Below are 2,088 nucleotides of genomic sequence, written 5' to 3' on the forward strand. Positions count from 1 at the left end.
GATTAATTTATCTCCTGCTGATTTGCGTAAGGAAGGTTCAGCTTTTGACCTTGCTATCGCTTTAGTGTTGCTGACAACCAGTGAACAGGTCGTTTTACCCGTGGGAGAACGGACGCTGTTTATTGGCGAGCTGGCACTGGATGGCAGTATTCGCCCTGTAAATGGGGTGCTGTCCATGGTTGATCTGGCCAAGAGAGAAGGATTCAACTCCGTGCTGCTTCCCCAGGAAAACGCAAGCGAGGCTCGTCTGATTACGGGTATACGTATTTACGCTATACGTCATCTAGCAGATCTTATCCCGATTGAAGATCGTGCACAGGGGACTGTTGATAGCCAAGCGACAAATCAGAGTTGTACTACCAGTAAACAAGTCATGATCTGTTCCTATGACCATTTACCTCAAGCAGAGCATATACCGTTGTGTGAGAAAGAAGAGATAACTAGCAACATGGAGGATTACAGCGATGTGCTGGGTCAGCTGCACGCCAAGCGTGCGTTAGTCATCGCTGCAGCCGGGATGCATAATATCTTGCTTATGGGACCGCCAGGGGCTGGGAAAACAATGCTCATCCGCAGGTTGCCATCTATCCTTCCGCCTTTGACTGAAAAGGAGGCGCTTGAAGTCACCAAAGTATACAGCGCTGCCGGGAAGTGGAAGGAGTCATCGCCTCATCTGATGAATATTCGTCCCTTCCGGTCGCCTCATCATACGATCTCTGCTGCTGGTTTGGTGGGTGGGGGAGGTATACCCAAACCAGGAGAAATCAGTCTTGCACACCGGGGGATCTTATTTCTGGATGAGTTGCCTGAGTTTAGCCGTCATGTACTAGAAGTGCTGCGCCAACCTTTGGAAGACCACAATGTTACGATCAGTCGTTCACGTGCTGTTTTTAAGTATCCGGCGCATTTTTTACTTGCTGCCTCTTTAAATCCGTGTCACTGTGGCTTTTTCGGAAATGATACGGAACATCAGCGCTGTACCTGTTCACCTGCAGCAGTAGCCCGCTACCGTTCACGTATTTCCGGTCCACTGCTGGATCGGATTGATCTTCAGCTTGAAGTATCGCAGCCGAAGGATTGGCGGGAGGAAAAAGAATCATTATCATCCGCTGAAATGCGAAGGCAGGTGCTGGCTGCTCAAGCGATACAAATCTACAGATACAGCAAGCTTCCCTTTTCATGGAATAGTGAGCTGTCTGGTCAGATGCTTCGTAAATATGCCGTATTAGAAAAAAATGCAGCGGAGTTGCTTGATCAGACAATGGACGCGCTCGGTTTAAGCATGCGTGCGTATGATCGAATTCTCAAGCTTTCGCGTACCATTGCAGACTTACATGACTCAGAGAAAATTTTGACTTCACATGTGGCTGAAGCTATTCAATACCGCCATATGGATAGAGCAAATGCCAGTTTTCCCGAAAGTTAAAAAGGCGATAAAACTTAATAGTTATAACACGATCATTTTTATGAAAGAGTTTTTCCAAAGGGTATGTGCAATAGAAAATGAAAAAAAAGGACAAAAAAATCTCCAGACAATAAAGATCTGGAGAAGAAAAATAAGATTATGACATTAGTGATTATACTATGAGTATATCAGTTTCGTATATACGTTTATGCAGCATCTCCCATGTTACTTGATGGAAAAAAACAAACAGTCTTTAACGAAGGGATAGCTGAAAGGATAATAAACCCCTCGACAAAAACGGTTGAGGGGCTTGTTGTGAAATTCATTCTAACGAGTACTATTAAATTCATGAAGAGAGATGGAGATGTCCCCCCCTACATAGGTAAGAAAATCTGAGTTACAAGACGTTCAGTTTCACTTCAATATTACCGCGGGTAGCGCGGGAGTATGGACATTGTTCATGTGCGCCTTCCACGAGCTTTACTGCAGTTTCATGATCGACGCCTTTTACCAATACATCGAGGTTTACTCCGATTCCGAAGCCGCCGTCTTCCACTTTGCCGAAATGGACCGTAGCTGTTACTTCAGTACCTTCATGCTTAACACGTTGCATGCGAGCAACCATATTTAAGGCACTGTCAAAGCAAGCGGAATAGCCTGCTGCGAACAATTGCTCTGGATTC

2 protein-coding genes are annotated in these 2,088 nt (G+C 45.5%); one reads left to right on the plus strand and one right to left on the minus strand.

What is annotated here, in order from left to right:
• Positions 1 to 1,426: YifB family Mg chelatase-like AAA ATPase (locus GRP75_RS25260; RefSeq protein WP_160790699.1), on the plus strand; the 1,426-nt coding region annotated here is incomplete at its 5' end.
• A gap of 376 nt (positions 1,427 to 1,802) precedes the next feature.
• Here the strand turns inward: GRP75_RS25260 and GRP75_RS25265 are convergent.
• The coding region (locus GRP75_RS25265) for an Ohr family peroxiredoxin (RefSeq protein WP_160790700.1) at positions 1,803 to 2,088 on the minus strand (286 nt) is incomplete at its 5' end.

The sequence above is a fragment of the Paenibacillus sp. OT2-17 genome, assembly GCF_009827695.1.
Taxonomy (GTDB): Bacteria; Bacillota; Bacilli; order Paenibacillales; family Paenibacillaceae; genus Paenibacillus; species Paenibacillus polymyxa_B.